The organism is Nocardia sp. NPDC005978 (genome assembly GCF_040614455.1).
Lineage (GTDB): Bacteria > Actinomycetota > Actinomycetes > Mycobacteriales > Mycobacteriaceae > Nocardia.
This window is the reverse complement of sequence record NZ_JBEXUS010000072.1, coordinates 1-26765: the sequence shown is the minus strand read 5'-3', so window position 1 is coordinate 26765 and position 26765 is coordinate 1. Positions and strand designations below refer to the sequence as shown.

Annotated in this window: 19 protein-coding genes and 1 pseudogene; 16 read left to right on the top strand and 4 right to left on the bottom strand. The window is 71.1% G+C overall.

Going from position 1 to position 26765, the window contains the following annotated elements:
* Positions 1-3 precede the first annotated feature (3 nt).
* From ABZ319_RS27335 to ABZ319_RS27300, 8 genes are all read left to right on the top strand, one after another.
* Complete coding sequence (locus ABZ319_RS27335) at positions 4-963, top strand: ABC transporter permease (protein WP_354989356.1); 960 nt, start codon at positions 4-6, stop codon at positions 961-963.
* On the top strand, positions 956-1174 hold the full coding sequence (locus ABZ319_RS27330; protein ID WP_354989355.1) for a hypothetical protein: 219 nt from the start codon (positions 956-958) through the stop codon (positions 1172-1174). Before ABZ319_RS27335 ends, ABZ319_RS27330 begins: the two co-directional genes overlap by 8 nt.
* Positions 1167-2201: an ABC transporter permease gene (locus ABZ319_RS27325; RefSeq protein ID WP_354989354.1), complete on the top strand. Its 1035-nt coding sequence runs from the start codon at positions 1167-1169 to the stop codon at positions 2199-2201. Before ABZ319_RS27330 ends, ABZ319_RS27325 begins: the two co-directional genes overlap by 8 nt.
* On the top strand, positions 2198-4075 hold the full coding sequence (locus ABZ319_RS27320; protein ID WP_354989353.1) for an ABC transporter ATP-binding protein: 1878 nt from the start codon (positions 2198-2200) through the stop codon (positions 4073-4075). Before ABZ319_RS27325 ends, ABZ319_RS27320 begins: the two co-directional genes overlap by 4 nt.
* Complete coding sequence (locus ABZ319_RS27315; RefSeq protein ID WP_354989352.1) at positions 4075-5235, top strand: LLM class flavin-dependent oxidoreductase; 1161 nt, start codon at positions 4075-4077, stop codon at positions 5233-5235. The genes ABZ319_RS27320 and ABZ319_RS27315 overlap by 1 nt, the downstream gene beginning before the upstream one ends.
* A gap of 8 nt (positions 5236-5243) precedes the next feature.
* Complete coding sequence (locus ABZ319_RS27310; RefSeq protein WP_354989351.1) at positions 5244-6608, top strand: NtaA/DmoA family FMN-dependent monooxygenase; 1365 nt, start codon at positions 5244-5246, stop codon at positions 6606-6608.
* Positions 6605-7411: a DUF1684 domain-containing protein gene (locus ABZ319_RS27305; protein WP_354989350.1), complete on the top strand. Its 807-nt coding sequence runs from the start codon at positions 6605-6607 to the stop codon at positions 7409-7411. Before ABZ319_RS27310 ends, ABZ319_RS27305 begins: the two co-directional genes overlap by 4 nt.
* Before the next feature lie 85 nt (positions 7412-7496).
* Positions 7497-8630, top strand: coding sequence for an LLM class flavin-dependent oxidoreductase (locus tag ABZ319_RS27300; protein WP_354989349.1), 1134 nt, complete (start codon positions 7497-7499; stop codon positions 8628-8630).
* A 478-nt stretch (positions 8631-9108) separates the two neighbouring features.
* On the opposite strand, the gene ABZ319_RS27295 is transcribed toward ABZ319_RS27300, so the two are convergent.
* Entirely contained in the window at positions 9109-10392 is a 1284-nt protein-coding gene (locus tag ABZ319_RS27295; RefSeq protein WP_354989348.1) for an ROK family protein, read from the bottom strand.
* A gap of 718 nt (positions 10393-11110) precedes the next feature.
* On the opposite strand from ABZ319_RS27295, the gene ABZ319_RS27290 reads away from it, so the two are divergent.
* The 6 genes from ABZ319_RS27290 (at position 11111) to ABZ319_RS27265 (ending at position 18045) form a co-directional block, all read left to right on the top strand.
* Entirely contained in the window at positions 11111-11878 is a 768-nt protein-coding gene (locus ABZ319_RS27290) for a GntR family transcriptional regulator (RefSeq protein WP_354989347.1), read from the top strand.
* Complete coding sequence (locus ABZ319_RS27285; protein ID WP_067574315.1) at positions 11879-12106, top strand: ferredoxin family protein; 228 nt, start codon at positions 11879-11881, stop codon at positions 12104-12106. It abuts the gene before it with no gap.
* A gap of 10 nt (positions 12107-12116) precedes the next feature.
* Positions 12117-13550: an ABC transporter substrate-binding protein gene (locus tag ABZ319_RS27280; protein ID WP_354989346.1), complete on the top strand. Its 1434-nt coding sequence runs from the start codon at positions 12117-12119 to the stop codon at positions 13548-13550.
* Positions 13551-13602: 52 nt separating this feature from the next.
* Positions 13603-14466, top strand: coding sequence for an ABC transporter permease (locus ABZ319_RS27275; RefSeq protein ID WP_354989345.1), 864 nt, complete (start codon positions 13603-13605; stop codon positions 14464-14466).
* Positions 14463-15218 (top strand): ABC transporter ATP-binding protein, encoded by a 756-nt coding sequence (locus tag ABZ319_RS27270; RefSeq protein ID WP_354989344.1) that lies wholly within the window; start codon positions 14463-14465, stop codon positions 15216-15218. Before ABZ319_RS27275 ends, ABZ319_RS27270 begins: the two co-directional genes overlap by 4 nt.
* Positions 15219-15342: 124 nt before the next feature.
* Positions 15343-18045, top strand: a complete 2703-nt coding sequence (locus tag ABZ319_RS27265; protein ID WP_354989343.1) for a fumarate reductase/succinate dehydrogenase flavoprotein subunit — start codon at positions 15343-15345, stop codon at positions 18043-18045.
* A gap of 66 nt (positions 18046-18111) precedes the next feature.
* On the opposite strand, the gene ABZ319_RS27260 is transcribed toward ABZ319_RS27265, so the two are convergent.
* Positions 18112-19710: a DUF2207 domain-containing protein gene (locus ABZ319_RS27260; RefSeq protein WP_354989342.1), complete on the bottom strand. Its 1599-nt coding sequence runs from the start codon at positions 19708-19710 to the stop codon at positions 18112-18114.
* 371 nt (positions 19711-20081) lie between these two features.
* Here ABZ319_RS27260 and ABZ319_RS27255 point away from each other — a divergent pair, with 371 nt between their 5' ends.
* Positions 20082-21005 carry a neutral zinc metallopeptidase gene (locus tag ABZ319_RS27255; protein ID WP_354989341.1) on the top strand — a complete coding sequence of 308 codons (924 nt, stop codon included), beginning with the start codon at positions 20082-20084 and terminating at the stop codon, positions 21003-21005.
* A gap of 113 nt (positions 21006-21118) precedes the next feature.
* On the opposite strand, the gene ABZ319_RS27250 is transcribed toward ABZ319_RS27255, so the two are convergent.
* Entirely contained in the window at positions 21119-22423 is a 1305-nt protein-coding gene (locus ABZ319_RS27250; protein ID WP_354989340.1) for an ammonium transporter, read from the bottom strand.
* Between the two features lie 104 nt (positions 22424-22527).
* Positions 22528-23361, bottom strand: a complete 834-nt coding sequence (locus tag ABZ319_RS27245) for a hypothetical protein (RefSeq protein ID WP_354989339.1) — start codon at positions 23359-23361, stop codon at positions 22528-22530.
* A gap of 408 nt (positions 23362-23769) precedes the next feature.
* On the opposite strand from ABZ319_RS27245, the pseudogene ABZ319_RS27240 reads away from it, so the two are divergent.
* Positions 23770-25401: pseudogene (locus tag ABZ319_RS27240) on the top strand (DNA polymerase III subunit gamma and tau); the annotation flags it as partial.
* Positions 25402-26765 lie beyond the last annotated feature (1364 nt).

Genomic DNA, 26765 nt, shown 5'->3' with positions numbered 1-26765 from the left:
GCCGTGCGCCGCTACGTGATCGGGCGAATCCTGCAGGCGGCGGGGGTACTGTGGGCGGCTTTCAGCCTGTCCTTCGTGGTGCTGTACCTGCTGCCCTCGGACCCGGTGGAACTGGTCGCCAACTCCACCCCGGGCACCCCGGTCGACGCGGCGGCGCTGGCCGAACTCCGCACCAGATACGGTCTGGACCAGCCGGTCTGGGAGCAGTACTGGACCGCGATCTCACACGCCGTGCGCGGCGACCTCGGCCATTCCATCGGCAGCGGGCAGTCGGTGACCGGAGCGCTCGGTGAGGCGCTGCCCGCCACGCTGGCGCTGGCGAGCACCGCCCTGCTGTTCGCGGTGCTCGGTGGCACGGCCGTGGCGCTGGCCGCCTCCTACACGCGCCGGCCCTGGCTGCGCGGGCTGCTGACCGCCCTGCCCCCGCTGGGCGCGTCCATGCCCACCTTCTGGGTGGGATTGATCCTGCTGCAGGTCTTCTCGTTCCAGCTGCGGCTGGTGCCCGCGTTCGGCGGGACCGGTTTCAGCGGGACGGTGCTGCCCGCGCTGACCCTGGCCATTCCGGTGGGCGCGGTCATCGCCCAGGTGCTGTACTCCAGCCTCGTCACCACCTGGCGGCAGCCCTTCGTGGAGGTGGCCTTCGCGAAGGGGGCCTCGCGCTGGTGGGTGCAGCTGCGTCACGTCCTGCGTCCAGCCGCCGGGCCCGCGCTGACGGTCTCGGGCCTGTGGGTGGGCACGGTGCTGGCCGGTTCGGTGGTGGTGGAAACGGTCTTCGCGCGCACCGGCATCGGGCGGCTCACCCAGGAAGCCGTTCTCATGCAGGACATTCCGGTGGTGCAGGGCATCGTCACCTTCGCCGCCCTGGTCTTCGTGAGCGTGAACCTGCTCATCGACCTCATTCTCCCGCTGCTGGATCCCCGTGTGGTCCAGCACCGTTCGAGCAAGGAGCGCGCCCATGCCTGATCCCGGATTCAGCACCTTCGTGATTCCCGCGCTGCCGGCGGCCCGCCCGCTGCGCGCGGCGGTGACCCGGCTGCGTTCGCGCTTGCGGGGCGCACCGGGTGGCGCGGACGCGGGTTTCCGCTCGCGCCGCCGCGTCCTGTTGCTGTCGCACGCACTGGTCGACACCGGCATGAGGTACTGGTACACGGACTGGGCGATCGTCGATGACTGACGCCCTCGCGCTGTTCAAGGCCGCCGGTCCCGCGAAGAGCGCTGCATCCGACCGAGATTCGACCGCCGCCGGGCTCGCCGCACCCGCGGCCGCTCCGGCGCCCGGGACCGGTTCCGTCTCTGACCGGGTACCCGGCATCGACCCGGTGGACGGCGACGCCGGAACTGCCGCCGGTGCGGGCCGAGCACGGGCGGGGGCGCGCCTGTCGCCCGGCTCGTGGTTCGGCGCGTTGCGCGGCAACCTGGGGCTGGTGCTCGCGGCCGCGGTCGTCCTGCTGGTCCTGGGCTGGGCGCTCGTGCCCGGTCTGTTCGCCGGCGGCGACCCGCTGACCGGCGTGCCCGCGCAGAAGTTCCAGGCGCCCGGCGCCGAACACTGGTTCGGGACGGACAATCTCGGCCGGGATCTGTACACCCGCGTCGTGCACGCGGCGGCGCTGTCGCTGACCGCCACGGTCTTCGCGGTCCTGCTCGGACTCGTCGTCGGCGGGCTCATCGGCCTGGTGGCGGGCGCAGCGGGCGGGATCGTGGACACGGTGCTCTCGCGCATCATCGATGTGCTGCTGTCGATTCCGGAACTGCTGCTCTCGCTGGCCGCGGTCACCGTGCTGGGCGCGGGCACCCGCAACGTGGCCATCGCGGTCGGCATCGCGCTGGTCGCGCGATTCGCCAGGGTCATGCGCGCCGAGGTGCTGCGGGTGCGCCGCGCCCCGTACGTGGAGGCCGCGTTCGCCTCGGGGGTGCGCTGGCACACCGTGCTCTTCCGGCACGTGCTGCGCAACGCCTACGGGCCGGTGGCCGCGCTGGCCGCCATCGAGTTCGGGGTGGCGGTACTGGCCATCGCCGCGCTGAGTTTCCTGGGCTACGGCGCGGTTCCGCCCACCCCGGAGTGGGGTTCGCTCATCGCCGAGGGCCGGAACTTCCTGGCCACGGCCTGGTGGCTCACCACCCTGCCGGGGCTGGTGATCATCGCCCTGGTCCTGTCCACCCAGCGGATTGCCCGCGCGATCAGCCGGGACAACAGCCGATGAGCGCGCCACTGCTGCGGATCGAGGGACTGCGCGTGGAGTACCGCGGCAGCACCGGAACCACCGCCGCCGTGCGGGACGTCGCACTGCGCGTCGAGCGCGGGGAGACCCTGGCGCTGGTGGGGGAGTCCGGCTCGGGCAAGTCCACGCTCGCGCACGCGGTGATCGGCCTGCTCGGCGGCGGTGAGATCACCGGCGGCGAAATAGATTTCGCGGGTGAGCGCCTCGATCGGGCCGGGCAGCGGGCGCTGCAGAAGATTCGCGGGGCGCGTATCGGGCTGGTGCCGCAGGATCCGGGCACCTCGCTGAACCCGGTGCTGCGCATCGGCGACCAGATCGCGGAGGTGCTGCGCATCCACGGCCGTGCGGGGCGGCGCACGGCGGGGCTGGAGGCCGTTCGCATTCTGGAGCAGGCGGGCCTGGACCGGCCCGAGGTGCGCGCTCGCCAGTATCCGCAGGATCTGTCCGGCGGCCAGCGCCAGCGGGTGCTGATCGGCATCGCGCTGGCGTGCACCCCGGAACTGGTCATCGCCGATGAGCCGACCAGCGCCCTGGACGTGACCGTGCAGCGCCGGATCCTGGATCACCTGGCCGAGCGCACGCGGGAGTCGGGCACCTCGGTCCTGCTCATCACCCACGATCTGGGCGTGGCGGCCGAACGCGCCGACCGGATCGCGGTCATGCGCCGGGGCCGGATCGTCGAGGTCGGCGACACCGCAACGGTCCTCGCCGACCCGCGGCACGAGTACACGCGCCGGCTGATCGCCGCCGCGCCGGGCCTGGATCCGGCCGGTGTCGGTCCGGCCCGTTTTGCCGAGCCGGGGGCCGAGTCCGTGACTCCGGAGTCGCGCACTCCGGAGTCGTCGGCCGAGGAGCCGCAACCGACGGCCGAGGCACCGCGGGTGACCACCGGGCCGGTGGCCGCCGCCGAACCGCCGCTCGCCACCGAATACGGCGCTCCCGCTCCACGATCGGTGCGGTCCGGGACGGCCCCTACCGGCGAACCGCCAGTCGGAGAGGGGCCCCCGCTGCTGGTGGCGACCGGGTTGCGCAGGTCTTTCACGATCGCACGCGGGGTCGCGCTCACCGCCGTGGACGACGTCTCGCTCACCGTCGCGCGCGGCGAAACCCTCGCCGTGGTCGGCGAATCCGGCTCCGGGAAGTCGACCACCGCGCGCCTGATCGCCCGCCTGGACACCCCCGACGCCGGGTCGGTCACCTTCGACGGCCGGGACATCGCCGACCTGCGCGGCGCACCCCTGCGCGACCTGCGCAGGCGCATCCAGGTCGTCTACCAGAACCCCTACGTCTCACTGAATCCCAAGCTCAGTGTCGGCCGCATCATCGCGGAACCGTTGCAGGCCTTCGGCGTCGGCGACCGCGCCGGGCGGGGCGCCGCCGTGACCGAACTGCTCGATCAGGTGGCCCTGCCCGCGGACTACGCCGCTCGCAAGCCCGCCGAACTCTCCGGCGGCCAGCGTCAGCGCGTCGCCATCGCCCGCGCCCTGGCGCTGCGCCCGGAACTGCTGGTGCTCGACGAACCGGTCTCCGCCCTGGACGTCTCGGTGCAGGCCCAGATCCTCGAGCTCCTCGAGCAGCTGCGCACCGAGCTGGAGCTGTCCTACCTGTTCATCTCGCACGATCTGGCGGTGGTGCGCCGCCTCGCGCACCGGGTCGCCGTCATGCGCTCGGGCCGGATCGTCGAAACAGCCGCCACCGCGGAGCTGTTCGCGGCGCCACAGCACGAGTACACCCGCGAACTGCTCGCCGCGGTGCCCCGCGCGCCCGCCCGCGCCCGCGGGCTCACCGCCGCCGCATCCGCTCGCCCGCCGGGGGATTCCGGCGTCTCGACCGCCACCATCGAAAGGACGGCATGATGCCGCGATTCACCCCGCTGCTGCTCGGCCTGGAACTCTCCGGAACCGGCACGCACCCGGCCTCCTGGCGGCGCGCGGACTCCCGCGCGGAAGAACTGTTCACCCCCGGCTACTGGGTGGACGCGCTGCGCGCGGCCGACAGCGCGGGCATCGACCTCGCCTTCATCTCCGACTCGTACGCGGTGCGGACCGGCAGCGGCCGGATCGAACCGGGCGCGACCGGTCAGCCGGACGCCGGGGTGCTCGGCGGGCTCGACGCCGTCGCCATCGCCGCCCGGGTCGCGGCGGTCACCGAGCGCATCGGGCTGCTGCCGCAGGCTCCGGTCACCCATACCGAGCCGTTTCACCTCTCCAAAGCCGTTGCGAGCCTCGACTTCGCGAGCCTGGGCCGGGCGGGCTGGGAGGTGACGGTCGCCGGGGACGGCGAGGCGAAACTGTTCGGCCGCAAGCCCGAACAGGACGCGCGGGACCGCTGGCACGAGGCCGACGAGGCGATCGAGGTGGTGCGCAGGCTCTGGGACAGCTGGGAGGACGACGCCGAGATCCGCGACGCTCCGACCGGCCGCTTCATCGACCGCGACAAGCTGCACTACATCGACTTCGCGGGGGACAACTTCTCCGTGAAGGGCCCCTCCATCACCCCGCGCCCGCCGCAGGGACAGCCCCTGGTCGCCGTGCGGGCCGCCGATACCCCCGCCGCCCGGGTGGCGGTGCATCGCGCGGACATCGTGCGGATCGCCGCGGCCGATCTCGCCACCGCCGCGGCCGTGCGCACCGAACTCCGCACCGCGGCGGCCGCCGCGGGCCGGGACCCACAGCAGCTGCGCGTGCTGCTGGACATAGACATTCATCTCGCGGGCACCGCCGACGCGGCGGCCGGCGAGGTCGCCGAACTCGAGGACTGGTTCGCCACGCCCGCGCCCGCCACCGTGTTCCACATCGGCACCGCCGCCGAACTGAACGAACTGCTGCGCCAGGTCGAGATCGACTGTGCCGCTGACGGTGTGGTGCTCCGGCCGCTGGCGCTCCCCGCCGTGCTCGAGCACCTGCCGCTGATCACCCCGCCCACCCCCGGCAACGCGACGCCGGACGCGCTCGTCCCCGGCCTGCGCGGCAGGCTCGGCCTGCCGCGCCCCGCCAACCGCTACGCCACCGCCTGAGGAGAGCCATGCCGGAACAGCTGATACGCAAGCAGATTCACCTCGCCGCGCACTTCCCGGGCGTCAACCACAACACCGTGTGGACCGATCCGCGCTCGGGCAGTCAGATCGACTTCGAGAACTTCGTGCACCTGGCGCGCACCGCCGAGCGGGGTAAGTTCGACTTCTTCTTCCTCGCCGAGGGTCTGCGGCTGCGCGAGCACCTGGACCGGATCCACGACCTGGACGTGGTCGGCCGCCCCGACACCTTCACCGTGCTCAACGCCCTCGCGGCGGTCACCACCCACCTCGGGCTCGCGGGCACCATCAACACCACCTACAACGAACCCTTCGAGCTGGCACGGCAATTCGCCTCGCTCGACCATCTCTCGGGCGGGCGCGCGGCCTGGAACGCGGTCACCTCCTCCGACGCGTTCACCGGCGAGAACTTCCGGCGCGGCGGCTACCTGGAGCACGCCAAGCGCTACACCCGCGCCGCCGAGGTCGTCGAGGCCACCCGGGCGCTGTGGGACAGCCCGCCCGCCCCCGCGCCGACGGTGGATCGCGAGCGCGGGATCTTCGCCCCGCCCCCGGTCACGGTCCGGTTCGGCAGCGAGCAATTCGACATCGAGGGTGAGTTCGCGCTGCCGCGCAGTCCACAGGGCTACCCGGTGCAGATCCAGGCCGGCGATTCGGACGAGGGCCGCGAATTCGCCGCCGCCAAGGCCGATGTCATCTTCAGCGCGCACGGGGAACTCGAGGACGGGCAGCGCTTCTACCGGGACGTCAAGGACCGGCTGGCCAAGTACGGCCGCCGCCGGGAGGACCTGAAGATCCTGCCCGCCGCCGGATTCGTGCTCGGCGACACCGCCGCGGAGGCGGCCGAGAACGCCCGCGTGATCCGACGCGGCCAGGTCACCCCGCAGACGGCGATCGCGTTCCTGGAACAGGTGTGGGGCCGGGACCTGTCGGCGTACGACCCGGACGGACCGCTGCCCGACATCGATCCGGTCGACAACGTGAACATCACTCGCGGCCGGGTCCGGCACGCCCGCGACCCGCTGGCCGTCGCGCAGGCGTGGCGCGCCAAGGCCGAGGCCGAGAACCTCAGCATTCGCGAACTCATCATCGCGACCACCGCGCGCCAGCAGTTCGTCGGCACCCCGCGCGAGGTCGCGCTGTCCATCGACGACCACGTGCAGCGCGACGCCGCCGACGGTTTCGTTCTCGTTCCGCATCTGACCCCCACCGGCCTCGACGAATTCGTCGACAAGGTCGTTCCCGAACTCCAGGAACTCGGCAGCTTCCGCACCGAGTACACCGGCAGCACCCTGCGCGACCACCTCGGTCTGCGCCACCCCCATCTCGGCACCGAAGGAGTACGCGCGTCATGACCGCAACCGTCACCGAATTCGAACAGCAGTTCCTCACCTGGCGTGCGGAGCGCGCGGCGTGGGCCCGGCAGCCGCTGGGCTGGCTCAGCCTGACCGGGCTGCACTGGCTCGGCGCGACCGAGGAGAGCGTCGAGGGCCTGCCCGGCCGCTGGCGCGCCGAGGGCGACCACGTCTACGTGCGAGCTTCCGTCGCCGACGAATTGCGTTTCGACGGAGCCGAATTGGCCGGGGAGCTGGAGTTGACGCCGGGCGAGGGGAAGCCGGGTCTGGAGGTGCGAGCCGGTGACCGGGTCATCGAGGTCATTCGCCGCACCAAGCAGTACGCGCTGCGGGTGCACGACCCCGCCGCCCCGGCGCTGGCCACCTTCACCGAGATCCCGGTCTACCCGGTCGATCCGCGCTGGACGGTGCTCGGCCGCTTCGAACCGTACGAGGTGGCGCGCGTGGTCACCACCGGCGCGGTCGTGGACGGTCTCGAACACCACCACGTCGCCACCGGCACCGTCACCTTCGAGCTCGGCGGCCTCGAACACCGGCTCGTCGTGTTCGGCAACCAGACCATCGGCCTGCACCTGCTCTTCACCGACGGCACCAGCGGCGTCACCACCTACGGCGGGGGTCGCCGTCTCGACGTTCCCCGCCCCGCGCCGGACGGCACCCTGACGCTGGACTTCAACCGCACGGTCAATCTGCCCTGCGCCTTCACCGACTACGCCACCTGCCCGATCGCTCCGGCGCAGAACCGTCTGCCGCTGGATGTCGAAGCGGGAGAGCGCGATCCGGGAAAGGGGATTCCCGCATGAGCGCCGGCCGCCGGGGGAGCGGGTCGCGCCCGGGCGCCGGGAGCCGATGGATCGGGTCCGCCGCGAACGGAACGGGGGGCGCGGCATGAGCGTTCCGCTGTCCGTCCTGGATCTCGCGCCGATCAGTGCCGGATCCGACGCCCGCCAGGCGCTGCGCAACACCATCGATCTGGCCCGCAACGCCGAACGCTGGGGCTACCACCGGTATTGGATCGCCGAGCACCATTTCGTCGCGGTGGCCAGCTCCGCACCGACCACCCTCATCGCGCTGATCGCCGCGGCGACCGAGTCCATCCGGGTCGGGACGGCGGCCGTGCTGCTGGGGCATCACACCAGCGCGGCGGTGGTGGAGGCGTTCGGCACCGTCGACGCGCTGCACCCCGGCCGGCTGGACCTGGGGCTGGGCCGGTCGGGCCATCGCGGTGACCAGCTGCGTTCCGCGGGCGTACCGCCGGTGCCGAATCCGGACCGGCGCACCGAGGTTCGCGACGGCGTGGTGATCCCGCCGCCCTTCATTCCGGGGCAGCTGCTGGATACCAGCCGGATCGCCGCGGGTCTGGAGGCGCTGCACCTACCCGGTGCGCAGCCGCTGCCCTACAGCGAGCAGGTGCAGCAGATCCGCGATCTGCTGACCGGTCACTACACCGGCAGCGACGGCGTGCACCTGCGCGCTGTCCCCGGCGAGGGCGCGGATGTGCAGCTGTGGCTGTTCGGCAGCAGTGGCGGTGAAAGCGCGCAACTGGCCGGGGAATTGGGCCTGCCGTTCGCCGCGAACTACCACGTCTCGCCCGGCACCATCGTGGAGACCGTGCAGGCCTATCGCGCGGCCTTCCGGCCATCGGACCGCTATCCCCGTCCGTACGTGGTGGTTTCGGCCGATGTCGTGGTCGCGGAGGACGACGACACCGCGCGGCACCTGGCCTCCACGTATCCGCACTGGGTCTACAGCATTCGCAGCGGTGCGGGCGCGGCCGAATATCTCGATCCGGCGACCGCGCCACCGCTGTCGGATCATCAGCTCCGGCTGGTCGGCGACCGCGTCGCCACCCAGTTCGTGGGCTCGCCCGCCACGGTCGCCGCGCGCCTGGACGCGTTGCGCGAGTTCACCGGCGCGGACGAACTCGTCATCACCAGCGTCACCCACCGCCACGAGGATCGGCTCACCTCGCACCGCCTGCTGGCGCGCGAGTGGGGGCTGAACCACGTCAGGGCGGCCTAGAAGCTCTCACCTCGCTCTCGGGGAAGGGGACTCCAGCGCGAGCGAGGTGAGAACGGCTGCGCGACAGGGCCTCGCGCAGCCGTGCCCGGGGCCGGGCCCGGACCGTGGACCGTCCGGGCCCGCCTCCGGTGTGACATCGGCGTGGGTCGACATCGGCGGCGGTGCGCCACCGCGAGATCGGCTACGGCGCAACGCTGTGCGATCAGCGCGCCGCTGTGCCCGTCGGCAGTAGCCCGCTCCTGTGCCCGTCGGCAGTAGCCCGCTCCTGTGCCCGTGGGCTGTAGCGCGCCCCTGTGCCCGTCGGCGGTGATGCGCCGCAGCGCCGCCGGCGATAGTGCACCCGCACTTCCGTCGGCGGCAGCCCACCGCGGTGTTCTCGGGGGTACCGGGTCACTGCTGAATCCGTTGCGGAGCAACGGGATACAACGAAGTTCGGCCTCGCGTCCGCGAGGCCGAACCGTCGTCGTACGTCAGGAATTCAGCGCGCGGTGCGGGTGGCGCGCCGCATGGCCGAGACCGGATCGGCGTAGAACACGCTGAGCGAGGTCACCGCGGCCGCGAACTCCTGCACCCGGCCGCCGAAGCGGCTGATGCGCAGATCCGCGGCGGGCAGCGTGGTGCTCTCGGCGAAAGCCTGTGCCACGCGCTCCATTCCGGGCCGGTAGCCGGTGAAGGCCTGACCGCCCAGCACCACGCGATCCGGGTTGAACATGTCGCGGACCAGCGCCGCGGTGCGGCCGAGGATGTCGGCGCGCTCGAGCAGCAGATCGCGGGCCGTGGTGTTGCCCGCGTCCGCGGCCCGGTACAGGTCGGTGATCGCCGGGCGGCGGGTGGCCTCCGGCTTGGGCAGTACGCCGCGGCGCACCGCGCGCTCCAGGAAGAAGCGCTCACCGATGGTCGCCTCCAAGCAACCGCGCCGGCCGCAGGTGCAATCGGCGTCCGAGCCGGTGGGCAGGTGTGCGATGGAGCCGGGGCCGTTGGCGGGGGTGTGCACCCGATCGTGCAGGGTCACCGCGATGCCCGCGGTCTCCCGGGCGTAGATGTACAGGCTGCTGCCGGGCCGCGGGCCCTCGCCCGGTTCGCGGTTGGCCAGCAGCAGTTCCGAGGCGGCCATGGCCTCCACGTGCGCGGAGACCGAGACCGGCAGGTCCAGCACGCTGCTGAAGACCGCGGCCACCGGGGCGGCCTGCCAGCCCAGGCGCGGATGATCGACGACGCCGGCGGCCGGATCGACGCGACCGGCCAGCGCCACCCCGGTCCACAGCGGGCGACGGCGCGGCAGGCGATCCAGGAAGGCCTTGGCGCTGCGGGCCACTATGGTCAGCGCGGCGTCCTGACCCGTTTGGGGCGTGGCGATTTCGAGTCCGCCGAGAATGCGGCCGGACAGGTCGGCGGCCACGATGCGGGTCACGCTGGCGCCGATGTGCACGCCGACGGTCACGTACGAATCGGTGTCGACCTCGAAGGGCACGCGGGGACGGCCGACCGCGCCGGAGGCGGTGAGATCGGCGCGTTCCCGCAACAGACCCGCCGTAAGCAGCGCGGAGACTTGGCGATTCACGGTCGCGATGCTCAGACCCGTTGCCTGCGCGGCGATGTCGCGGAAGATGGGGCCGCGGGCGGCGGCCCGGAGTACGGCGGCCGCGGGGTTGTCGGTGATGCGCAGCTCCGGCGGAACCGCGGGGCGGGCCGGGGCCAGCCGCGCGGTGGCCGCGGCGGTCTTGGTGGTGGAAAGGGTGCGTTCGAGCGTGGGGCTGGACATGATTCTGAGTCCTTGCTGCGGTCCCGTGCCGTGACTACGGGGGGACTGATGCCTAGATGGAGATAGTCAGCGATGCAGCGAACAGACCCGAATTCGAACGAATCGGAGAGATCAGAGCTCGGCTGCGCAGGTGCGGGGACAACACAGTTCCCGCTGGCGCGGCAGCCGCACACCCAGCGCGACGGTCACGTACGTGACTCGTGCGACGAGGGCAGGGGTGGCGGACATGAAATCAAGTTAACACTCCGCTCGAGCTGAAAGGAAGACGCGTTCGGGCCGCCCGGCCACCCGAGCGTGCCGAACGCTTCTCGCGGCAAACCCTCCGAGCAAGCTCCCTTCGCGCCGAATAATTTGCGGCCGTTGATGTTTGCCGATTCGAGACCCGGATGGCGGAATACACCCGCGGCGTGATCGACAACACTGCCGCGCCGGCCGGCCCTCCCACATCTCGAGACGCGACCGTCGAACCCAGCTCACTCCGCGCCGTACCCGAGCACACGCATTCCGATCAGCGTGATTGCAAGCCGCGCCGCAGCTCGGCGGGGTGGCGCAATACCCGCGGCGGCCCGGGAATCGGCAGGCCGTGCGGGTGCCGGCCCGGGGGCGAACCGGCGCATTGCCGCGACCGCACCGCGCTATCCGATCTTGGTGCGCGGGTGCGCACCCGGCTCGCCATTACAGTTCGAAACCGCAGGTCAATGGCGGAAAGGAGAACACAGTGCCCGCAGAACCGACCCCCTTGCGCACCCCGATCCGCCGGGCCGATCGCGCTCGCCAGGTGGCGGATATCCTCCGGCAGCAGATCCACGCGGACGCCTTCGAGAGCTCGCTGCCGACCGAGCAGGAACTGGCCGCCGAGTTCACGGTCTCCCGCAATACGGTTCGGGACGCGCTCGCCCTGCTCAAGGACGAGGGACTCATCGAGCGCGCGCCCAAGATCGGCACGCACGTCGCGCGCCGCAAATACGATCACGGGCTCGACGCCCTGCTCGGGCTGAAGGAAACCCTGCGCGGACAGGGCGAGGTGCACAACGAGGTGCGCGCCGCGCACCTGGTGACACCACCGCCGGCCGTCGCCCGGCGGCTGCGGCTCGAACCCGGGCAGCAGGCCGTCTATATAGAACGCCTTCGGTACTTCGGCGATCTGCCGCTGAGCCTGGACCTGACCTACCTGGCGCCCGACATCGGCGAGCAGGTCCTCACCCGTGATCTGGAGACGAACGACGTGTTCGCGCTCATCGAGCAGATCAGCGGCGGGCCGCTCGGCTCGGCCGACCTGGCCCTGGAGGCCATCACCGCGGACGCCCATTCGGCCGCGACCCTGCAACTGCCCGAGGGCGGCGCGCTGCTGCTGCTCGAGCGCCTCACCAAACTCGAGGACGGCCGCCCGGTCGACCTCGAATACATCCGGATGCGCGGCGACCGGATCACCATGCGCGGCAGCCTCATCCGGCCGCCGGAGCGCACCGATTGGAGGCTGATCTGAATGGCCCTGGTCAACCAGCGGGCGGATGTCCCGGTGACCATCGACGAATCCCTGTGCATTCAGGGCTGCACGCTCTGCGTGGAGATCTGCCCGCTCGATTCGCTGGCGATCAATCCCGAGAACGGCAAGGCCTTCATGCACGTGGACGAGTGCTGGTACTGCGGCCCGTGCGCCGCGCGCTGTCCCACCGGCGCCGTCACCGTCAACATGCCCTACCTGCTCCGCTGAAGGATTCACCGTGAAGTTCCGCCCCGCCCGCCTCGCCGCCCTCGCGCTCGCCGCGGCCCTGTCGCTCACCGTCACCGGCTGCTCGCTCGAGGAGACCGCGAGCGGCGACACCGTCAAGCTCGTCGTCGGCTACCAGTCCAAGACCATCAACACCGTCACCGCCGGAACCCTGTTGAAGGCCAAGGGCTTCCTGGAGCAGCGCCTGAACGACCTCACCGCCAAGGGCGGGCCGAAGTACCAGGTGGAGTGGCAGGACTACGACACCGGTGCGCCGATCACCGCGCAGATGGTGGCCGAGAAGATCGACATCGGCTCGATGGGTGACTACCCGTTGCTGATCAACGGCTCCCGGACGCAGGCCAACGAGCGTTCGCGCACCGAGCTGGTGTCCATCACCGGCTACAACCCCAAGGGCGCGCTGAACATGGTGGTGGTGGCTCCGGATTCCCCCGCGCGCACCATCAACGACCTCGCGGGACAGAAGGTTTCGGCGAGTGTGGGATCCGCGGGCCACGGCACCCTGGTGCAGGCGCTGACCCGGGCGGGCATCGACCCCAAGACCGGCGTCGAGGTGCTCAATCAGCAGCCGCAGGTGGGCGCGTCCGCGCTCGAATCCGGTCAGGTGGCCGGGCTGTCGCAGTTCGTGGCCTGGCCCGGGCTGCTCGTCTTTCAGAACAAGGCCAAACTCCTGTACGACGGCGCCGAACTGAACGTGCCCACCTTCCACGGTGTGGTGGCCCGTCGTGACTACGCCAAGAACCATCCCGAGGTACTCGATGCCTTCCTGCGCGCACAGCTGGACGCGACCGACTTCATCCACACCGAGCCCCTGGAAGCGGCGCGCCTCGTCGCCGAGAACTCCGGACTGGCACAGGAGGTCGTGTACCTCTACAACGGGCCGGGCGGAACCTCCTTCGACACCACGCTGAAGCCGAGCCTGCTCGCGGCGTTCAAGGATGACGTGCAGTACCTGAAGTCGATCGGCGACTTCGCGGAACTGGACATCGACGCCTTCGTCGAACGTGCGCCGCTGCAGAAGGCTTTCGCCGACGCGGGTCGCGACTATGCCGCCGAAGTGGCGAACAGTGCCAACCCGGCGCCGGTCAAGGGCAACGACCCGGTCAGCGGCAAGCCCGCGGAGAACCCGGCCCTGGCCGGCGAGATCTGGTTCGCCGGTCAGAACGTCACCCAGCCGGTCTCGGACCCCACCGCGCTGCTGCGCGCCATCAAACAGGCTCGCGCCCAGGGCAAGACGATCCGCGCGGCCTACATCCCCGACTCCGAGCTCGGCACCCGCTGGTTCGCCGACAAGGCCCTGTGGGTCCGCGACGGCGAGCGCTACCTGCCCTTCACCACGGTGGCCGCCGCCCAGCGCTACCTGACCGCCCACCCCTCCGCCGCGACGGTCGCCTACGACCAGGCTGTGAACGAGGTTCGATCATGAGCGCCCCGCAGCGTGATCTCCGCCGCGGCCGAGCGCACCGTGGGGACAGCCGATGAGTACCGGCACGATCACACCGGTGCTCGGGCAATCCACCGTCGAACCGGCGGTGCGGGTCACCCGGCCCCGCCGGGACTTCACGACCTGGCGCTCCCGCGTGGTCCGGCTGACCTCCGTGCTCGTCGCGGTCGGGGCCTGGCAGTTCTTGACCGCCAACGACATTCGACTGTGGGTGCGGTTCGACACGCTGCCGACCGTCACCGAGATCGTGCGGGCCTTCCGGCATCAGCTGGGGACCGAGACGTTCTATCTCGACCTCGGCCAGTCGCTGATCCGCATCCTCACCGGGTTCGGGCTGGCGGCGGTGCTGGGCGTGCTGACCGGTGTGGCGCTGGGGCGTTCGCGCTGGTTCGCCGACACCGTCGGACCCATCACCGAACTGGCGCGGCCGATTCCGGCCATCGCGGTGGTGCCGGTGGCGATCCTGCTCTTCCCCGAGGACGAGGCCGGGATCGTGTTCATCACCTTCTTCGCCGCGTTCTTCCCGGTCATGGTGTCCACCCGGCACGCGGTGCGCGCCCTGCCCACGCTGTGGGAGGACTCGGTGCGCACGCTCGGCGGCAGCCGCTGGGACGTGCTGCTGCGGGTGGTGCTGCCGGGCAGCCTGCCCGGCGTCTTCAGCGGCCTGTCCGTGGGCATCGGCGTCGCCTGGATCTGCGTGGTGTCCGCCGAGATGATCTCCGGGCGGCTGGGCGTCGGCTACCGCACCTGGCAGGCGTACACGATCGTCGACTACCCGGGCGTCTTCGTCGGGATCATCACCATCGGCGTGCTGGGGTACGGCACCTCGGCCGCGGTGGAACTCATCGGCCGGCGCGTGACGCACTGGCTGCCGCGCGTGCAGGAGGTGGCGAAATGACCGGCACGGGAATGAGTTTGCGAGCGGACGGGATCGACCTGTCCTACACCGGCGCGCCGGTGATCACCGATCTGACCCTCGACGTCCACCCCGGCGAGATCCTGATCCTCACCGGTCCGTCCGGCTGCGGGAAGTCCACGGTGCTGCGCGCCCTGGCCGGGCTGCTGCGCCCCGATTCGGGCCGGGTGCTCGCCGACGGCGTCGCCGTGACCGGCACCAACCGCGACCGGGCCGTCGTCTTCCAGGACAACGCGCTGCTGCCGTGGCGCACGGTCCGCGCCAATGTCGAACTGGCGCTGAAACTCCGGGGCGAGCCCCGGGCCGGCCGCCGCGCACTGGCCGAGCGCTGGATCGAGGAGATCGGGCTCACCGGTTTCGCCGACTACCTGCCCAAGAGCCTGTCCGGCGGCATGCGCCAGCGCGTGCAACTGGCCCGCGGGCTGGCCGGGGCACCGCGCGCGGTGCTCATGGACGAACCCTTCGGCGCGCTGGACACCCAGACCCGCGCCACCATGCAGCGCCTGCTGATCGACACCTGGCGGACGCATCCGACCACCATCGTCTTCGTCACCCACGACGTGGACGAGGCGCTGCTGCTGGGCGACCGGGTGGCGGTGCTCGGCCGGGCGGGGGAGCCGCTGCGCGCCCTGCTCGACGTCCCGAACCCGCGCGAACTCGGCGCCGATCGCACCGCCCTGCGCGCGGACATCATCACCGCGCTGGATCACTCGGGCGACCTCGCCGCCCTCTGACGCGGACGGGCCCGCCGCGAATCCGGCCCGCACCCCACGCCGCCCGGTACGAGCGGCCCCGCCGCTCGCACCGCGCCCCGGCGCGTCCCGACCTCGAAACCCTCGACCGAATGATGGTGTGCTCATGGAGATTCCAGAACTGTCCGCGATGATCCGCCTCGACTGCGACGTGCTGGTCATCGGCGGCGGCACCGCCGGCACCATGGCCGCGCTCACCGCCGCCGAACAGGGCGCGAACGTGCTGCTGCTGGAGAAGGCGCACGTGCGGCACTCCGGTGCGCTGGCCATGGGCATGGACGGGGTCAACAACGCCGTCATTCCGGGCAAGGCCGAACCCGAGGACTACGTCGCCGAGATCACCCGCGCCAACGACGGAATCGTCAACCAGCGCACCATCTATCAGACCGCGACCCGCGGCTTCGCCATGGTCCAGCGGCTCGAACGCTACGGCGTGAAATTCGAGAAGGACGCCTACGGGGAGTACGCGGTGCGCCGTGTGCACCGCTCCGGGTCGTACGTGCTCCCCATGCCCGAGGGCAAGGATGTGAAGAAGGCGCTGTATCGCGTACTGCGCCAGCGCAAGATGCGCGAGCGGATCCAGATCGAGAACCGGCTCATGCCCGTTCGAGTGCTCACCGAGAACGGGCGCGCGGTCGGCGCGGCCGCGTTGAACACGCGCACCGGGGAATTCGTCGCGGTGGGGGCCAAGGCGGTCATTCTGGCGACCGGTCCCTGCGGCCGCCTGGGACTGCCCGCCTCCGGATACCTCTACGGCACCTACGAGAACCCGACCAACGCCGGAGACGGATACGCGATGGCGTACCACGCGGGCGCGGAGCTCTCGGGCATCGAATGCTTCCAGATCAACCCCCTCATCAAGGATTACAACGGTCCCGCCTGCGCGTACGTCGCCAACCCCTTCGGCGGGTACCAGGTCAACGCGCTGGGCGAGCGCTTCGTGGACTCGGACTACTGGTCCGGCGCGATGATGTCCGAGGTCAAGCAGGAGATCGAATCCGCGCGCGGGCCGATCTACCTCAAGGTCTCGCATCTGCCGACCGAGACCCTGGACACCCTCGAGGGCATCCTGCACACCACCGAGCGCCCCACCCGCGGCACCTTCCACGCCAATCGCGGGCACGACTACCGCACCCACGACATCGAGATGCACATCTCCGAAATCGGTTTGTGCAGTGGGCATTCGGCGTCCGGGGTCTGGGTGGACGAGAACGCCCGCACCACCGTCCCCGGGCTCTACGCCGCCGGTGACCTGGCCTGCGTCCCACACAACTACATGATCGGCGCGTTCGTCTACGGCGACCTGGCGGGCGCGCACGCCGCGGGCACCCTCGCGGAGCTGCCCGCCCCCGCCGAGCTGCCCGCCGACCAGCTGGCCGCCGCGCACGAACTCGTCTACCGGCCGCTGCGCAATCCCGACGGCCCGCCGCAGCAGCAGGTCGAATACAAGCTGCGCCGCTTCGTGAACGACTATGTCGCCCCGCCCAAGACGGCCACCAAACTCTCCCTCGCCATCGAGACCTTCGACCGCATGCTCGATGACCTCGCGGCCATGGGCGCGCAGACCCCGCACGAACTCATGCGCTGCGCCGAGGTCACCTTCATCCGCGACTGCGCCGAAATGGCCGCCCGCTCGTCACTGACCCGCACCGAATCCCGCTGGGGCCTCTACCACGAGCGCGCCGATCTGCCCGAGCGTGATGACGTCGACTGGCGGTATCACCTCAACCTGCGCAAGAACGACAGCGGCGCAATGGAATTCCTCAAGCGCCCCATCGCGCCGTACTTCGTCCCGGTCCCCGGCCTGGACGAGCTGACCTCCGCCGACGACACCGTCATCCCCGTGGCTCAGCCCGAACTCGTCGGCAGCCCGCCGAACCTGGCGACGGCCCCGCCGGACACCGATGCCGCGCCCGGTGCGGGTGCGGCGCCCAAGATCGTCGTCTCGCCGCGCATCGCGCTGCTGCTGTCCCTGGATTCGCCCGCGGTCGCCGAACTCGAGTCCTTCCTGGACGATCCGGACGCGCAGGTGCGCGCGACCGCGATCTCCGTCCTGACCGAGGGCACCCCCGACGGCTGGGGCGACCGCCTCATCGCCGCGCTGGCCGATCCGGATGCCTCGGTCCGGGCCGAGGCCATCTCCGGCCTGCGTGAACTCGTCGAAATCTTGCCCGCGGCAGCCGGTCTCGCGTCGCACGCCGATTCCCCCGACCCGGCGGTCCGCGCCGTCGTCATCGACCTGCTGCGGGCCCTGCGCGCGGGTTCCCCCGAACTGTTCGCCGCGGCGGCCGCCGACCCCGACCACCGCGTCCGCATCGAGGCGGTGAACGGCCTGGTCTCCCTGGACGATTGGAACGCCCTGTCGGTCGCCACCCGCGACGGCAACCGCGAGGTCCGCATCGCCGCCGCCAAGGGCCTGGCCACCATCGGCCTGGGCGGCCTCGACTCGGTCCGCGCCCTCCTGGACGATCGCGACCCCCTGGTCCGCGCCGCGGCCCTGACCGCCCTGGCCCGCCTCGGCACCCCCGACGACGCCGCCGTCCTGACCGCCGCCCTGAAGGATTCGGCCTGGCAGGTCCGCGAGGGCGCGGCCCGCGGCCTGCCCGCCGCCGGCCCCGACCTGGCGGCCGATCCGCTGCGACTGGCGCTGACCGACATCCACCCCGACATCCGCAAGGCGGCCGTGCTGACCCTGAGCAGCTGGCCCGAATCCAGTTCCGCCCGCGCGTCCCTGGAATCGGCCCTGGACGACACCGACGCCGACGTCCGCGCCTACGCCCGCCGCGCCCTCGCGGTACACGCGGGCTGACCCTCGACTCCGGATACACCGGGGCCCCGAATGTTTCGAACATTCGGGGCCCCGGTGCGTTCGTGGTCAGCGGTCGTTCGCGTCGGCGAACAGGCCCTCCACGGCCGTGATGAAGTACGGGAAGTGACCCGCGAACTGGTAGAGGTCCTGCTCGGACTCGAAGCCGCCGAACCAGTAGACGCCCAGCTCGCCGTCGTCGGCGGGGTTGAGGTCGCGGAACTTGTTGACCCACTGGTCGGTGCGGCGGCCCGCCACCATGAAGGGGAGGCCGCGGGAGAAGACCATCTCCTGATCGGGGGGCGGGAGTTGCCGGGGGACAACCGCATCGAGGCTGCGCAGCATCGCCTGCACGCGAGCGGCGACATCGCGGCCACGGGCGGTGCGGGAGGGGAGATAGCGGGGCAGCAGCAGCGCCGCGCCGCCCGCCGCCGCCAGGGCGACCCCGATCAGGGCGTGGCCGGGGCCCAGGGCGAGGGCCAGGGTGGTGATCGCACCGACCGCGATCAGGCCGGCGCCCAGCCAGAATTCGAAGCCGCGGCGCGTGCGATCGATGAAGGTGCCCTGCGCGGTCGCGTCGTCGATCAGGGCGGCGCGCACGTCGTTCGCGGGCACCCGGCCCCGGCGCTGGGACAGCAGCACCGAATCCTTGCCCTCGGGGATGAGCGCGGCGTAGACCGCGCGCTCGTAGCCGGTCAGATGGTCGTCGGGGGCGTTGATCCGGGTGATCCGCCAGTCCGAGTCACCGGCGACCTCGACCCAGACATAGCTGCGCACAGCCAGATCCACCAGCGTCGCGGCCATATCGGCGGCGTCCACGTAACCGTCCGCCAGCAGCCCCGCGGTGCCGGGCAGAATGCCGTCCGGCGAGGTGAAGGTGACCCGATTCCCCTCGCGCGCCAGCGGATCGAGCACCTCGGTGCCGCTGGGCTGCACCCGGCGCGCCCAGAACACGTACCCGCCCGCGGCCAGCAGTCCGGCCAGCAGCGCACCGAAGGCCGCCCACACCGGCGCGGTCAGCGAGAACGGGCCGGGCGCGTTGTCGTCCTCGATGTCGGCGTTGGCCCGCACCGTGCCCGCGGGCACCTGCAAGGTCACATCGACGATGTCGCCCTTGCGCAGCCCGGTCTTCTCCAGATGCGCCACCCCGTCCGGCTCGACCCGAATGTCCGCGCAGTTCTCCGGTTTTCCGGGCGGGCCGATCGTGCACTTGGTGATTCCCATCCGGAAATCGGGGCTGATCACCGTGGCGCTGATCGAGGCCACGTCGGTGTTGAGCACCCCTGTCCAGTGGAACACCTGCGCACCCTGGGTCTCGGACACGGTGTTGTGCACCACGTACGTCACCGTCGCCGTGCCCGGGCGCACCTCGATGGTGAAGAGATTGTCGGCGACGCCGGCCGTGCCATCCCCGACGGTCTGCACATCGGTGACCTCGAAGCTGCGCTCGACGCCCTCGCTGAGCTGCACCCGCAGCGGCAGCACCTGGCGGAACTCCTCGCCCTCGGGCACTTCCACGGTCTGGCTCACCCGCAGCAGACCATCGTCGCCGAGATTGATGTCCGCGGTGATGCGCACCCCGACCGGCTGCGCGAGGGCGACCGGCGCGAAAATGCCCGCTACCGCGAGCAGCAGCGCGACGAGGGCGCCCCCCCGAAAAATCTGCATGGATGGGTACTTTAGCCAGCTTGCTATTCTTCCTCAGCGGCTGTCGGTAGTCATTGAGGAACGAGGGGGTGTGGGGGATGACTCGCCCACCGTCCGGGCACGGACCGAATCCCCCGGGTGGCTGGCCACCCCAACCCGGCCGACGCCCGACGCAGCCACCGCCCGGCTATCCGCAACGCCCCGGTTATCCACAGCGTCAAGGCTTTCCGCCACAGCCCGGCTACCGGCCGGCGGGTCCCGCCCAGCCGCAGGGACCGGGATACCCCGCGCCCCAGGGCCACCCGCAGCCCCGGCCGCAGGGCTACGGCCACGCACCGGGATACGGCGCGCCCGGGGGCGCGCAACCGCGTCAGCCCGCCTATCGCCCGCCCATGCCGCCGCCGCCCGCGCACGCCGCGCCAGGGCGCACGCAGCCGCCGCCCCCGCCCCCGCGCCGCCGGCGCTGGGGCACCCTGCTCGTCATTCTCATCGTGCTGGTGACCAGCCTGCTGTTGCGCACGGCCGTCAAGAACGGTTTGAACACACTGGGTTCCGGCGACGGGGTCGGCACCACCTACCCGGCGCAGCCGGACGCCCCCGGCGTGGCCAAGACCTCGGACAATCCGCTCGTGGTCGACACCGGCCTCACCCTCATCCCCGCGAACTGCGACTACACGCCCTGGAGCGCGCAGCTCAGCGCCGCGCGCACCTTCTTCGACACCGCCGCCAAATGCCTGGAAGACGCCTGGCGGCCGCTGTTCACCGAGGTGAACCTGGCCTTCGAAGCGCCCAAAGTCATGGTGTCGGAAGGCACTTCGGGCATCACCACGCTGTGCACCGGCAACAGCAGCAGCTTCGCCGCGTTCTACTGCTCCGCCGACAAGACCATCTACATGCCCATCAGCCAGTTGCAGACAGATATGTACGGCGACAACTGGGTGGTCTACCTGTCGGTCTTCGCGCACGAGTACGGCCATCACGTGCAGGCGCAGTCCGGCATCCTGGGCAAGGTGCACCAGGAACGGCGCACCGCGGGCACCCGCTCGGACGGCGGGCTCGAGCTCTCGCGCCGAACCGAGTTGCAGGCCAACTGTTTCGACGGCATGTTCCTGGCCTCCTCCAAGGGCGGCGGGGCGCTGACCTCCGCGCAGATCAACGTGGCCAAGAACGACATCTATCACCGCGGCGACGCCCCCGGCGACATGCGCGATCACGGCAGCTCGCAGAACAGCGGCGGCTGGTTCGAGCTCGGCTACGACAAGAACCGCACCGCACAGTGCAATACGTTCGCCGCGGCCGCGAGCAAGGTGAACTGAGCGGCTGCGAACAATGTGAACCGGCTCCGCCGGGCGGGGCGCCGTAGCAACGAAAGAGGCCGGGGCGGTGAGTGACTCACTCACCGCCCCGGCCTCGCACCGTTCGGACCGACTCAGTGCCCGAACGGCCCCTCACCCGGACGTCGCTGTCCGTGTCCATGTCCGTTCACGCCCTCGGCGTACGCGGTCTCCGCGTGCAGCGCGAAGTCGATCCCGTTGACCTCGTCCTCGCGGTTCACGCGGAAGCCGATGGTCTTGTCGATGAGCTTGCCCAGCGCGTAGGAGACGCCGAAGGCGAAGGCCGCCACCGCGACAACCCCGACCGCCTGCTTGCCGAGCTGGCTCAGCCCGCCGCCGTAGAACAGGCCCTCCTTGCCGCCCTCGCCGGTCATGGTCCGGCTGGCCAGCAGGCCGATGAGCATGGTGCCGACCACGCCGCCGACGAAGTGCACGCCCACCACGTCGAGCGAATCGTCGTAGTTGCCCTTGAACTTCCAGCCCACCGCGAACGAACACACCACGCCCGCGACCAGACCCACCACGAGCGCGCCGACCGTGGTCACCGAACCGCAGGACGGGGTGATCGCGACCAGACCGGCCACCACACCCGAGGCCGCGCCGAAGGTGGTCGGGCGGCCGTCGCGCAGCTGCTCCACCGCGAGCCAGCCCAGCATGCCGAGGCAGCCCGCGACCAGGGTGTTCAGGAAGACCGCGGCGGCGGTGCCGTTGGCGTTCAACGCCGAACCGGCATTGAAGCCGAACCAGCCGAACCACAGCAGACCCGCGCCCAGCAGCACGAACGGCAGATTGTGCGGGCGCATGGCGTCGACCTTGAAGCCGACGCGCGGGCCGAGCACCAGGGCCAGGGCCAGTGCCGAAGCGCCGGAGGCGATCTCGACGACCAGGCCGCCCGCGAAATCCATGGCGCCGAACTTGGCCAGCCAGCCGTCCGGGGTCCACACCCAGTGCGCGATCGGGGCGTACACCGCGATGGCCCACAGCGGCACGAACACCATCCACGCCGAGAACTTGGCGCGGTCCGCGATGGCGCCGCTGACCAGGGCCACGGTCAGAATCGCGAACGTCAGCTGGAAGGTGACGTAGAGCAGCAGCGGAATGCCGGTGTTCTCGCCGATCATGTAGAGCGAGGTCGGATCGATTCCCGCCAGCCCGAAATGTCCGAGATCGCCGATGAGCCCGCCGCCGGCGTCGTCACCGAAGGCGAGGCTGTACCCCACCAGCAGCCAGGCGACCGTCACCAGCGGAATCGAGATGAAGCTCATCATCAGCATGTTGAGCACACCGCTGGATCGCACCATGCCGCCGTAGAAGATCGCCAGCCCCGGCGTCATGAGCAGCACCATGGCCGTGGCCGCGAGCAGCCAGGCCGTGGCGGCCGGATCTAGGGTCGGTGTCATCGGTAACTCCCTTCGCGCGAATTCGCGTTGCACGGAAGTTACCGAAAACTCACGTTTCGGCGCTGTTACGAAATTGAGGACTTGGATACGTGTCTGTAACAGGTCTAGCTGCGACGATCCTTGCTCTTCTTGGCCAGCTGCCGCAATCCGCGCGGTCCGGGCACCGGCAGATCGTCGTCCAGGGCCATCCACTCGGCGGTGGTGAGCCACCGCTGCTGCGCGCGGGCGTCGGCTGTGTCGTTGAACACGCGGCGGCCGCGATCGTCCCGCAGTTCGTAGGCCAGCACCGACCAGCGCGGCGGGCGGCCCTGCTCGGCGATCTGATCGCGCAGATAGGCCGCGACCAGCGTGCCCAGCGCGTTCACCGGCCGCAGCGACACCCGGTTGCCGTACCTCGCGGCGTGGAAACGCCTTCCGGCACACAGGGATCGGGGCGTGGCGCTGTAGGCGATCCAGCCCGCGCGCTGCGCCCGCTCGATCAGCCACAGATGTTTGACGGCCGTCGGCGCGATATCGCCGACCCGATCGCGAATGAGCGCGAACACCGGCTCGGACAGCAGGATGTCGCGGCGGGTCGGGCCGGTGCCGTGCACGGTCCAGTACTCATCGGTGAGTTTGGCGAGCACCCGGCCGAAGTCGTCGACGCTGCGCTGTGCGCGCCGGCCCAGGCGTTCGATGCGCTCGGCCTCGGCGCGCATGTCGTTCTGCACGATGAGGGTTTCGATGGCCGCCAGCGTCGGCACCTGGCCGCGCTGTAGCAGCTCGAGAATGGCCCCGGCGGTGGCCGGATCGGCGGCGGCCGACACCGGTAGCGAGGCCCGCTTGATGTCGTAGTCCTCGGGGTTGATGGCTCGACTGAGCAATCCGACCGCGGCGAGATCGCCGGCGAACTCGGTGCTGGAGAGCCAGGCTTCTGCGATGTCGTCGTGCGACGGCACTGGGCGTTCCTCCGGGGAATTTGGTTGTGCCCCGGTCGGGATGAGGGACCGGCCGGGGCCACCAACCTGATGAAGGTTTGGCTACCGAAGTTGCCGAGGTCCACGGTAGCCAAACAATTGCGATCTTGCTGCATCGGTTGATGCGATCGTTATGTCCGGTCTGCGGAGTTGAAACCGAACGCGTGTCCGTAAATGGCGATCCTGCGCATAAGTTACGTCCGGCTATCGGGCCGGGAGGTCACGCTAAGAATTTGCTCGAGCGCATCACCGGGACCGCGTCCGGTCCGGTCGGTATCGAACGGGCCTCCGGACTGGATGTGACCTACATCACATAGTTGTGCGACGCGCTCGTCCGGAACCGCCGGAGCGCAGCGGAGCGGTGTCACCGCCTGCCGGTACCCTCGGGCCGTGGCTCTGTACCGGAAGTACCGACCGGCAACGTTCGCTGAAGTGGTGGGGCAGGAGCACGTCACCGATCCCCTGAGTATCGCCCTGGACACCGGGCGGATCAGTCATGCCTATCTCTTCTCCGGACCGCGCGGCTGCGGTAAAACCTCGTCCGCGCGCATTCTCGCGCGCTCGCTCAACTGTGTGGAGGGTCCGACCTCCACCCCGTGCGGGGTCTGCCACTCCTGTGTATCGCTGGGCCCCGGGGGCTCGGGCAACCTCGACGTCATCGAACTCGACGCCGCGAGCCACGGCGGCGTGGACGACACCCGCGAGCTGCGCGACCGCGCCTTCTACGCGCCCGCCGAATCCCGCTACCGCGTCTTCATCGTCGACGAGGCGCACATGGTCACCACCGCGGGCTTCAACGCGCTGCTCAAGATCGTGGAAGAGCCGCCCGCGCACCTCATCTTCGTCTTCGCCACCACCGAACCGGAGAAGGTGCTGCCCACCATCCGGTCCCGCACCCACCACTACCCGTTCCGGCTGCTGCCCCCCGCGACCATGCGCGGCCTGCTCGGCAAGATCTGCGATCAGGAAAACGTGCAGGTCGAAGAGGCGGTGTACCCCTTGGTCATTCGCGCGGGCGGCGGTTCGCCCCGCGACAGCCTCAGCGTGCTGGACCAGCTGCTCGCGGGCGCCGGCCCCGACGGCGTCACCTACCCGCGCGCGGTGTCCCTGCTCGGGGTCACCGACGTCGCCCTCATCGACGACGCCGTGGCCGCCCTGGGCTCGGGCGACGGGGCCACCCTGTTCGGCACGATCGACCGCGTGGTCGAGGCCGGCCACGATCCCCGCCGCTTCGCCACCGACCTGCTCGAACGCCTGCGCGACCTGATCCTGCTGCGCGCGGTCCCCGACGCGATCGCCCGCAACCTGGTCACCGGCCCCGGCGACGTCCTGGAGCGAATGCAGGCCCAGGCCGACGCCATCGGCCCCGCGAGCCTGGCCCGCTTCGCCGAACTCCTGCACGAGGGCCTCGGCGACATGCGCGGCGCGACCGCCCCCCGCCTCCTGCTCGAGGTGGTGGCGGCCCGGATGCTCCTGCCCGCCGCCTCCGACGCCGAGACGGCCACCCTGCAGCGCCTGGAAAACCTGGAACGCCGCATGGCGGGCGGCGCCCTTCCGCCCGCCCAGCCGGCCCAAGGTTCCCGCGCTCCCCAGCAGCCCGCCCCGCACCAGCAGCCCGCCGCCCAGCCGCAGCCCGCTCCCCAGCCCCACGCAGCCCCGCCCCCGACCGGCGAACCACGCCGCCGCGGCGCGGAGGCCCTGGCCGCGATCCGCGGCAACAAACAACCCGAAGCCCCCCAACAGCATTCGGCCCCCCCGCAACAGGATGCCGCCCCACGCCAAGCGAACGCGCCACTTGGCGCCGGAGCGCAACAGCAGGCTCCCGAGCCGCAGGATGTCGCGACCCGGCAGCCGAACGCGCCGCGGGACTCGGTGGCGACGCCCGATTCCGCCGCCGCACAGCAGGCTTCGGCGCGGCAGCAGCCCACGTCCGCGCCGCAGGATGCCACGGATCGGCAGTCGAACATGCCGCAGGAGTCGGCGACGAGGCCCGATTCCGCCGCCCAACAGGGTGCGCAGTCGTCTGCGCCGCAGCGGGATTCCGCGCCCGCGTCGCAGGGAGATCAGCCGTCGCCCGCGCGGTACGGCGAGGATGTCGCGATTCCGGCGCAGTCGCGCGGGGATGTGGTGAGCGCGGACGGGGGTTCGGCGGGCGGTGCCGTGCAGGCCGGTGCGCCCGAAGGCGTTTCGCCTGCTCCGGTGCAGCACGGGCATATCGCGAGTGGCGCGGCGGTCGCGGCCGGAATCGCTGCCGCGCAGGCGAATTCGGAGGGGCAGGGTAGGCCCATCGCCATGCGCCCGCCCGAGATGAGTGCGGCGCGGGTCACCGCGATCGCGCCGAGTCCCACCGCGCGGCGGGTGGAAGAGCTCGCCGCGGAAGATGTCTCCGTGGCGGCGAGCGCTGTGCCCGAAGATGTTGTAGCGCAGGACATTTCCTCGCTGAACACGGATGCCGGGGACGTCGACGCCGCGCCGGAGCTGCGGGAGCCCGGGCTCGACGCGGAGCCGGACCTCGATTCCGAACCCGCGCTCGAACTCGACGTGGAACCCGCCCCCGCCGCCGAGTCCGCTCTGATCGATGAGCTGATGGCCGCCTCCGAGCCGTCGCTCGACGGCGAGCTCGCACCCGGTTCCGGGTCGGCCATCGACACCGGCGCGCCGTCGAGCACCGACGGGACGCCGGGCGTTGACGCCGAATCGGGCTCCGCGGCAGCGCTCGTGGCCGAACCGTCACTCGAATACGGGGTGGACGGCGGGGCGGGTCCGGACGCTTCCGGGGCGGCGGATCTCACCGCCGAGCCCGCGTTCGATCCGGTGCGCGAGCCCGCGCCCGCTTTCGGGCTCGTCCCTGAAACGCATGGTGCGGCAGTCGAATCCGGGACGGATCCCGCTCCGCAGCCGATTGCGGAGTCCGGTCGTGCGGCGGCTCCCACGCACGCTGTCGATGCGTCCGCCGCCGTCGAATCCTCCGTATCCGCCGACGCTTCCGGCCATGACGGTTCCGCCGGTGGTGGCGCGGACCCCGACGAAGTGCTGCGGGAGATCGAGGCGGCGTGGGCCGACATCCGGGCCAAGGTCCGGGAGTTCGGGGCGGCGGTGCAGGCGCTGCTGTCGGGTGCGTCGGTGTCGCGGCTCGAAGGGGCCACCATCGTTTTCGCGCATCAGCACGCGCCGCTGGCACAGCGGCTGTCGCAGCCGCAGAACCTGGACGCGGTGCGCTCGGCCGTGCGCGCCGTACTCGGGCGCGAGCACGACGTGAAGTGGGAAGTCGGCGGGGGAGGGGGCGCGGCGGCGGCCGAGCGGGATGGCATCGAAAACGGCCGTGTAGTTGGACCATCGGGGATGCGCGGGCAGGGCGGCGGGGTCGGCCAGTTCGCCGTCGGACT